Source organism: Shewanella sp. 5_MG-2023 (genome assembly GCF_030547465.1).
In the GTDB taxonomy this organism is placed as follows: Bacteria; Pseudomonadota; Gammaproteobacteria; order Enterobacterales; family Shewanellaceae; genus Shewanella.
This window is the reverse complement of sequence record NZ_JAUORC010000031.1, coordinates 48,512-58,784: the sequence shown is the minus strand read 5'-3', so window position 1 is coordinate 58,784 and position 10,273 is coordinate 48,512. Positions and strand designations below refer to the sequence as shown.

The following is a 10,273-nucleotide window of genomic DNA, read 5'->3' as shown; positions in this document are numbered from 1 at the left end:
CCGAAAATTAAGTAATAACTAAAGCCTAGTAGAGTGTTTAACATTTAGCCAACTAGAATGGGTGGCCTTGTTATTTTATTTAATCCCCCTCACGATTAATTAAAATATCTAGTTTAAATTGACAACGACCAAATATGAGTTATGGTTAAATTCTATACAATTATAATTCAACAAAATTGGTCGACATCATGGATGACTTTAACCGCCGTAGGATGCTTCAGGCTCTAACTGTAGTACTAGGATCATCTTTATTACCCTCATGCTCTATTTTTACTGGTAGAAACTCACATTGTGACAACTATAAGTTTGATCATTTGAGTAAACCCGATCAAGATATTTTAAAACTAACGCCTGTTATAGATATGCACGCTCATTTTTTTAATGCAACAGATCTCCTTGCTGTTGAGTATATTATGGGCCCTGTTCTTAATGACTTTTTAGGAAGTAAATTTAAATTTACAAGAGTACTATTAACACGTGTCGCAAACGGTATTTTTGGTGTACTAGAAAGTAAACGAAAATTTATCAATGCCGGTGCTGAGTTGAAATGGCTGTCTTCTAATAATGCGTGTGCACCTGATATTGAATATCGTGAGGTTTCAGCTGAATTTTTTGATGTGGTGCAACAAGAAAACCGTAATAAATCGCTCTCATTTAATAAAACTCAACCCTCAATGAGTTTTGAAGACCTTCTTAATGCTTCAGCAAATGAATTATCTGGTGGTTTTCAATCACATGAGAAGCAAAAATATAAATCTAACGCTAGAATTGAATTCAATGCAAATACTGTACTGAACGCAGTAAATTCAAATAGTGTATATGAGCAAAAAACAGGAATAACTAAAGGATTTCGTACTTTTGCTTCTTGCCCTATCGATCCAGGCTTTTTTACTAGAATTTTTTCCTTTGTTGGACGTGTATTAGTCCGCCGAAGCACAAATATCCAAGCATATTATGATAGATATACTAAAAGTCCACTTTACGCAGGTACTGGTGTTAGACACGTCATGAATATAGGTTGTGATTTTGACTTTTTCTTAGGTACTAATTGCAGAACACCAAGTTCTTCAGTTAAAGACCAAATTAGAGTTAATAAGAAATTATACGAGCATACTAATGGATATGCTATTCCTGTACTTGGAGTAAACCCTTGGAAAGCTGCACATGATAATAATTATTGCGACCTAATTGAAGATGCCTTCGACGGTGGTATATATAAAGGGGTAAAGCTTTACCCATCAATTGGTTACTCCATAACTGGAGATTTTAGAAGTGGTGTTGAGAATTATCAATGTGGCGGTAAAGGAATAACTAAAGATATTATTTCATCTGGAATAAATAAAATATTCGATATCGTTGAAAAACATAAAGGCTATGTTACATCTCATACTACCCATTCTAAGGGTGGACAACCAGGTTCAGAGAAGCTTGCATCATCGACATATTGGAAAGAGATTTTAAAACAACGTAAAGATATGCGAGTAAATTTTGGACATATGGGCGACACCGGTGGGAATATTGGATCACATTGGCGGGAAGGCTTTTTAGACTTAATGTTGAATTATGAGAATGTTTATGCTGACTTTGGTTATCACGAATATACAGATTATCAAACATTGAAGTCTGATTTAGTGACATTTCAAGCTTACGGAAAAGAGTTATTTAACAAAATAACCTATGGTTCAGATTGGTACATGATATCAAAGGACATAGGGGCAAATGCATATCTTTGTAATTCCGTTAGTAACTTCAGACGTGCAGTAGCTGAAGGAATAATTAACAAAACTCAATATAAAGCAATGATTTATGACAATGCTAATAAATTCTTGATGTTAAACATTTAGACATTTAAATCCTCAATGTTTAAACGATATGCCTGTTTTCATAAATTAATAAAGAGTTCGTCAATTAGACTAATTTTAATTATTGTAGAATGAGATTGATAAATGAATTCTGTTAATAAACGTAGCTGAATTAAAAAGGATTTAATAATGAAAAATTTATACCTTCCAATATTAACTATAATTTTATGTTCTTGTGCAACAGTGAAGGAAGAAGCTACAAATATAACTCGTCTTAATGAAAATAATGAAGCAGATGAAAAGTTATCTAGCTTTGTAGTTGTAGCAGATCCTCAGATTCATAACATCTACGGTAGCAGCTTGAAACAAATGTTTGGTGTATCTGATATAGCTTCAAAAGTAGCAGTTCGCCCTCCAGAATTAAACATATTAGCCAGATATTCATTTCAAAGACTTATAGAAAATAGCTTAAAAGTCGGAAATGAAGCTAATGTAACTCTTGTCCTCGGAGATGCTACCAATATTGGTTGTAGTGGTGAGTATGAAACTTTTTACAAAACAATCACAAAGGCTACACCTAATACTGTTTGGCTAAAGGCACATGGAAATCATGATAGTTACTTAATGGGGACTACTAATGGTTATACACTTCACGATAAAGTTGCTAGCACTTTACCTAATAGTGTTTGGCCTCCAAAAGTAATTGCCAATGGATTGCCTTCAGATACAAGTTGGTGGAATTTATCAGAAAAGCCAACCGGCAAAATGAATTGGCGAGATGCGTGCTTGCAAGGCTCTAGCAGTACTCCTATGAATAAGATTAGGTGGATGGCTAAATATATTAGCCATTTAAATAATTATAATGTAGATATCGATAGCGAACTACTATCAAAAGATAGTCAATTTAATGAATATATTATAAAGAGTAAGCCCAACTCCTCGATTGCAGAACGTCCTTTTATATTAATTGGGAAGTGGTTCGAGCCAACATTTATAAAAGAAGACGGAAAAGTAAGGCTTCCTTCTGAAAGCTTCTTATTAAAACCTTATGGTTCTTATTTAGTACAAGCTTATTCATTAGACAATAATACCATTACAGTTCTGCTTGACTCATCAGTATGTGTAAACGCAAGAGCAGGAAAATATTTTTACTCCGAAAATGCAGGAACCCATGCTTGTATTGGCGATGATCAATTAAATGATATTAAAGAAATTATTCAAAACTCCAAATTTAGTGGTAAAGACTTTATTTTTGCGGGTCATGGAACATTAGACGAACTAGATACCAGCGAACGTAAGAAGCTAATAGAGTTGTTTGAATCATCAGTAACCTCAAATAATAAATGGACTTACATTTCTGCTCATACGCACTACCCAATAAATGATCGAATATATCCAACAGGTAAAGAGGTTAATATTGGTTCTACTACTGACTGGCCAATGGAGTCTCACAAGTTTTATTTTAGCCACGAGTTTAAAAAAATTACCTCTAGGCATACACAACATTTGGACGAAAACTTGTTAGATTTAGACTTTGATTATAAAAATATTAACTATACAAGTTATTCCAAACCATGGTTTGGTGAATTTTATGAGCTATGCAGACACTTAAATACAGCTAAGGCTTTAATGAACCATAAACCTAATGAAACATATAATAGCCCTAAGCCAGATTATGAATGTTTGAAAAGCAAAAGTTGGGGTGAACAAACGGTATTATTAAATTCATATATAGAGCAAATCAATAACAATATGAAAAACCCTGAATTCGCAAAAGAGATGTATAAAATAATGGCTGTTGCTAGCCGTGAGGAAGCATTAAGTTATAGCTTATTTTAGAGTAGGTATTAATAGACATTATTAGCATTTGTATATATTGTATTTATATACCTGAGAATTCTCGCAGCCCTTGCTATGCATGGATTTCGTTGAATGATATTGAAGATCTAGTCGTTAACTTGCAAACGCTATGAAGATCTATCTGTTAGCTTAGAAATAGTAGAAAAAGATCTTTGCAAAATCCTCGTAAGTTCTTGAAATTAAATAGCACAAGATCTACTTCTTAACTTGGATTAACAGCCCTGCCACTTAGATCGAGATTTTACGGCGCAATGAGATTTTTATTTGCCCTTGTACCAATAACTATGCCCTCAGCAAGATAACTACAGACGAACTGAAAACATATAGTAAGCTGTTAACTCCGCATACATGTATTGATTTACTACACAAAAACTGACACTAAAGTTAATGAAGTATGTTTTCTGGTGTTCTTTATAAACTGAATATCATTACCTATTAATACTAGTTAACATTAAGTGTATGAAATTTATAGATAATAAATAACAGTTTAGTATTTAGATAAAAAGACAATTATTAAACAAGCTAACTCGAATAAGAAAATGCTTAATAATTAGGCGTCGCTACGTGAAATCTGCGACTTTTACTAAGGACTTGGCCTGTATAATTTAAACAGAGGTGCATAAATTGCTAAAACACATAGCCTCACAGACTCTCAGGAGTCATTTCCCTGGTACATAAAAATTATATAGCGCGACAAAGATACTCGTTAGTTTATTTTTAAAGTTATTACAGCATTCGTTTAACCATCTGTAATTATATTGGGATTTTGATTACCTTAAATAACAGTATCAAAGCTCACCTCTAATCATATATTGTACAAAGTAATTAATTGGTTTTATTTCTATTTGTTATAGGTTTTTTATTATTTAGATAAACAATCGTACAGTTGGGTCAAAGCAAACTGAAATTGACAATATTAGAAGCTAGTTTTTCGTGGAATGAATCAAACAATAACTGTTAAGTCCCCTAACCCCTTTTGTACAAAATAGAGTGAGCGACTTAACTAAAAAAAGCAAAAGATAAAGGCTGATAACCTCATATCTATGGCTAAATGTATAGTGCCACTTCGGACTCATAGGTAATACAATTTATGAGAATTGGAGTAATTAATTTACCTTTTTTGATATGTATACAAACAATATTTCAAATATTGAACTATTATATAATAACGTTAGTGATAGCTTTTTGTTCTAGCTAAATACTTAAGGGATTAAGACACTCGTTATGTACAAAAAATATTATATATTGATAATTTCTGGCATTCTGATTTGCTCAGTAGTTCCTGCAACTGTGTACATGGCAACGATAGAAAAAAAAGCAGAAAAGTCACATACAAAAACTCACTACTATTTTGAGAAAGTTGATAGCCCTATTCAGCCAATTCCACGCAGACTAGAAATTGATAAACAGTGGTTAATCCTCGGTAAAGCGCTATTTCATAGTCCTTTGTTATCTAAAAATAATACAATCTCTTGCTCATCATGCCACTTATTGGACTTTGGAGGTGACGACAGTTTTCCTGTATCAATTGGAGTAAATAATGGGCAAGGTGTACGTAACTCCCCCACCGTACTTAATTCCGTATTTAATTTTAGACAATTTTGGGATGGTAGAGCCGCCTCACTTAGAGAGCAAATCGAAGGTCCAATTCATAACCCGGTTGAAATGGGTTCTACTTGGCCTGAGATAATTAAAAAGCTTAAACAAGATAGTTATTTTAGCGAAACATTTCAAGACTTAAGCTATGAGGGCATAACATCTGAAAATATTATCAAAGCAATTACTACTTTTGAAGAATCTTTAATTACACCGAATGCACCAATTGATAGGTATTTATTAGGGGATAAAACTGCCTTAACAGATCAACAAAAGAGAGGTTTAAATTACTTTATCAATTATGGCTGTAGTACTTGCCATCAAGGAAGAAATATAGGCGGTAATATTTTTCAGAAATTAGGAAGAATAAATACAATACCCAAAAAATTAACATTAGATTTAGGTAAATTTGAAGTCACGGGTCTTGATAAAGATAAGTATGTCTTTAAAGTACCTAGCCTCCGGAATATTACTGAAACTGGGCCATACTTTCATAATGGTGCAGTTGAAAGCTTAACAGAAGCAGTTCGTATTATGGCTAGCTCTCAGTTGGGCAGGCAGTTAACTGATTCAGAGCTTGACGATATAGTGGCACTATTACATGCATTTACCTCTCAAGTAATAGAGGTAAATTATGATGATTAATTTAAAATATATTCCTGAGTTTACATGCTTGTTTTTATTTACAATGTTTTCTACTTTATGGGTTATTTCTATTCAAGAAAACAAAGAAAAAGAAATAAAAGTAAAACCTTTACAACAACTTGAACTGTTAATACCTCAGCATAAAGTACAGCTACTAAATGCAAATTTTAGTGACCAGCAGCACTATGATAAACTAGCTCAAATACAATTTGAAATTGAATCTATACTATTAAAGGTGAGGCTTAATAATAAATTTGATGGCTTACTAAACGAGTATAAAGAAAACTCATTACATTACATACAGTTAGCCAGTACGATGAAGACTTCTCTAAGATTAATAGCTCAAAAACCTAACGTAGATGATAAAAATATTATACAAATTATAAATGCTATACGTTTACAAATATTTTCGTTATTGACTTTACCAAATAAAAAAAATGAATCCTCACTTAGAAAATTATTAGATATTACAGAGGATGGCCAAGTTGAAAATTATCAATATTTAAAGTTAGTTAAGTTGCACAGTGTATTCATATTAGAAAACTACGAATTAACCGCTCATTATCGGCAAAGGCTTATTGATATGAGGGTAGTTGACTCGATTATAGAAGAGTTAGACCTACTAAATAAAGATATTGAAAACATACAATTCAATCAGATTGTTACCTTTTTTTGTTCTTTATTTCCTTTACTGTTCCTCTTTATAATAATTATTAAACGTCATCAATACGCTTTAGAAGAAACATCTGAATTACATCGCAAAGCTGTAGAAGTCAAAACACAATTTTTAGCTAATATGTCACATGAAATTAGAACGCCAATGACTGGCGTTATCGGTTTAGTTGAATTGACATTACAAACTGAGTTAGATCAAGAACAACGTAATTACCTTGAGAAAGTTAAGTTCTCAGCAGATTCATTGTTAGTAATAATTAATGACATTTTAGACTTTTCTAAAATTGAATCTGGTAAGTTAACAATTGAAAATATACCTTGGGAGCATAATAAATTAATCGATAATCTTATCATGATGCTTGGCATGGTAGCGGAAGACAAAGGTATCGAGTTGATTTTTGATATATCGCCGGATATACCATTAGAAATAATGGGTGACCCAGTCAGAGTGAATCAGATTTTATTAAACTTGCTATCAAATGCAATAAAATTTACTGAGGAAGGTCATGTTATTTTCAAGGCTTCATTGGGGAATGATAATGAGCAGTCACAAACAATTATTTATGAAATAAAAGATACTGGAATAGGTTTATCAGATGAACAACAGTCAAAACTATTCGAACGATTCTCACAAGCAGATCAATCGACTACGAGAAAATATGGCGGTTCAGGATTAGGTCTTGCAATTAGTAAATTACTTGTCGATTTAATGGATGGTGAAATAAATGTCTTGAGTAAACTAGCACATGGCTCAACATTTCGCGTAACCTTACCTTTAGGATTAGTCGATGAAAATAAAGGAAATTTAAACCTAATACAGCGGAATAGTAAACATTTATTATTGCTTGAAAATAATAAAGTTACACAAAATGTGATACAAAAAATGGCAGAAGCTATTGGCTCAACTGTTAAAGTTTCAAGTAGCGTAAAAGAAGCAATTAATCTTTGCCAGCAAAATAGATTCGATATAGCTTTGGTTGATTGGAGTTTAGATGGCGAAACTGGATTAGATTTTATTAATGAAATAAAGACTAAAAATTGTTGTCCGGAAACATTAGTTATATGCAGTGCCTATAGTCAAGCATACATCGAAAAACATGCACCAGTAGAGAGCACAATTTTATATTTAGCTAAACCGTTAACCTTTTTGTCATTAAGTAAAACAATTAATCTTAATAGTAACATTGATACCCCTCTATTGTTTTTAAAGGAAAATTCAGAAGCTTACAAAAGTGAAAGTAATCAGCTTGTTAAAGGAAAAAATAGTATTTTACTAGTTGAAGATAATAAAATAAATCAGTTGATAGCCAAAAAACTATTAACAAAATTGGGCTTTCATGTTGATTTAGCAGAAAACGGTCGCTCGGCAATCGAATTGATAATGAAGAAAAATTATCGTGTTGTATTAATGGACATTCAAATGCCAATAATGGATGGTAAAGAAGCTACTATAGAACTACGTAAAAGCTATAGTGCAGATGATTTAAATATTATTGCCTTAACAGCAAATATCACAGAAGGTGACATTGAATATTATAAGAAAATAGGCATGAATGGTCATTTAGGGAAACCTTATGAAATTGAAAAAATACGAGAGGTATTATCCGATTTTTATTGTTTGATGTAATGAACGACTGATATTGGTTACATGCTTAGGCAGATTTTATCATTAAGTATTCGTCCTATGTAACTTCATTTGAGATTCTTAACCACTATACAGATTCAATTGGAACGTTTGCTGAAACAGCTATAAATTTCAATAAACTTAAAAAATATTTACATTTACGGCGCATTAAACCGTGGACCTATTACGCTTAACCGTAACTTCGGTTTTGCTTGGGGTGTTAATGGATTTTTATTATTTAATGCACTGGGTAAACTCGGCACAGAAACTGTCGTCGCTATGCGTAAACGTGTAGCTGATGAAATTACTACAACATTTGCAAGTCACTACACACATGAAGTGACATTAGCTGAGGTTTTGAATTTAAAATCGATAGCTGCTTATGCTAAGCAAGCGACTGGTGAAAAGTACTTAATTACACCTCAAAGACAGTAATATTTAAGTAGATTATTTTGTAGATAAGTAAAAGCAGATACTGATTAGGGTATCTGCTTTTTTACCGTCTTATGGCAGTTAAACAGTAACTTAAGCATAATTATTTAACTAAATTTCATACTTTATGAAGATATAGAATGAGCTAACGATGCCTTTTTAGCTGCTTTATTTTTTAAGTAAAATGCTCTCAAATGATCGTAACTTAAGTTGAAAACAAATGCATAAATGGTAATAAAAATGGTAACCCCTAAATCAAGAATAAAAGCATCCCATAAGCTGATCTTGAGGATATAAGTCATCACTGGAATCGTGAAGAATAATAACCCAGCTTCAAACAAACCAACATGAATAATACGTGTTGAAAAGGTTCTTTTTTCTTTTTCACCCTTAACTATTCGGTCAAATGCCATATTAAAAATATAGTTCCAAACCATGGCAATTGAAGCGATTGTTATCATAGTTCCTGATAATGAACTAACCTCATGATCTGTAAATAAAGCCAATCCTGCAATTGACATTGATACTGCTAAAACTTCAAACAAAACCGAGTGAAAAACCCTTTCTAAGGTACCCATAACTATCGCTCCAACAAGCATTACTGAATAAAACAAGTCGCTATTATGACTTTTAAAACCGCTAAACAAAGTTAACAGCCATCATCTTTCGTGATACCTTGTGGTAATTAATTTATTCGTGGTCAGATTATGTATAGTTTTGAGCAATTAAAAGTCTTTGTAACTGTGTGTGAAACGGGTTCCTTTTCCGCGGCCGCGCGAAAATTAAAAAGAGCACAATCTGGCGTAAGTCAGGCTATTGCTAACCTGGAAATATCGGTTAACCAAGAGTTGTTTAACCGTGAAAAAAACATCCCTGTATTAACGGCAAACGGTGCAGCTTTACTACCTGTAGCCCAATCAATATTGCATCAACAGCAGTATTTTGATCAAAAAGTGGAGTCCTTGACGAACAAGGATGAACACGAGTTAGTGATAGCGATAGATGAAAGTCTTGTTGACAGTAAACTGTTATCGGTTTTAGCCTCATTGGCCGACAAATTCCCTATTACAAATGTCGAAATTATCACTGCCTCTTCATTTGATATAGAAGAATGGATTCGAATAGGGAAAGTGCAAGTAGGTATCATATATGCTGATGGTGAACTAAAAGTTGATATGGATTTTTTCCTGTTGGGTCAAGCGAGGTTTTTTACCATTTCATCAAAAGATCACCACTTGGCTAATCTTGATATTGTTCAAGGAGCCGATTTAAAGCGCTATCGTCAATGTGTGCATCGTAGTTTTAAACAAAATGAACTGTGGTTTAGTTATGGTATTAGCTCAATGCTTTGGTATGCCAATACACACCAAACATTAATTGAACTAGTGCAGCAAGGCGTTGGTTGGGCAAATGTGCCAGCATTATTAGTTAAACAAATTCAATCAGATGATATTGTTTGTTTACCAGTAGCACATGAACACAAAGGCTGGATAACGCCTGTTGGTTGCTTAGTTTCTCGGCAACATCAATCAGGGCCAGTACTAAGCAGTTTAATTGCTTTATTGCAGCAACTTAGTTTTGAGGATGCTCATTGGGAAATGGCTGATTAGCCTTGTAAAACACATAACCCGCAAAACCT

6 protein-coding genes and 1 pseudogene are annotated in these 10,273 nt (G+C 33.0%); 6 read left to right on the top strand and 1 reads right to left on the bottom strand.

The features are described from left to right. Positions 1-188 precede the first annotated feature (188 nt). The 5 genes and pseudogenes from Q4557_RS16945 to Q4557_RS19935 all read left to right on the top strand — a co-directional run. Positions 189-1,844 (top strand): hypothetical protein, encoded by a 1,656-nt coding sequence (locus tag Q4557_RS16945; protein ID WP_303414149.1) that lies wholly within the window; start codon positions 189-191, stop codon positions 1,842-1,844. A gap of 147 nt (positions 1,845-1,991) precedes the next feature. Further along, on the top strand, positions 1,992-3,641 hold the full coding sequence (locus Q4557_RS16940; protein WP_303414147.1) for a hypothetical protein: 1,650 nt from the start codon (positions 1,992-1,994) through the stop codon (positions 3,639-3,641). 1,245 nt (positions 3,642-4,886) lie between these two features. Then, a complete protein-coding gene (locus Q4557_RS16935; protein ID WP_303414145.1) occupies positions 4,887-5,903 on the top strand; it encodes a cytochrome-c peroxidase in 1,017 nt (338 codons plus the stop codon). After that, the gene (locus Q4557_RS16930; protein ID WP_303414143.1) at positions 5,893-8,205 is read left to right on the top strand and encodes a response regulator; all 2,313 of its coding nucleotides are present in this window, start codon (positions 5,893-5,895) and stop codon (positions 8,203-8,205) included. The genes Q4557_RS16935 and Q4557_RS16930 overlap by 11 nt, the downstream gene beginning before the upstream one ends. 147 nt (positions 8,206-8,352) lie before the next feature. Further along, positions 8,353-8,637: pseudogene (locus Q4557_RS19935) on the top strand (NADH oxidase); the annotation flags it as partial. A gap of 122 nt (positions 8,638-8,759) precedes the next feature. On the opposite strand, the gene Q4557_RS16920 reads toward Q4557_RS19935, so the two are convergent. Continuing rightward, the gene (locus Q4557_RS16920; RefSeq protein WP_303414139.1) at positions 8,760-9,212 is read right to left on the bottom strand and encodes a PACE efflux transporter; all 453 of its coding nucleotides are present in this window, start codon (positions 9,210-9,212) and stop codon (positions 8,760-8,762) included. A gap of 129 nt (positions 9,213-9,341) precedes the next feature. On the opposite strand from Q4557_RS16920, the gene Q4557_RS16915 reads away from it, so the two are divergent. Further along, positions 9,342-10,244, top strand: a complete 903-nt coding sequence (locus Q4557_RS16915; protein WP_303414137.1) for a LysR family transcriptional regulator — start codon at positions 9,342-9,344, stop codon at positions 10,242-10,244. Positions 10,245-10,273: the final 29 nt, after the last annotated feature.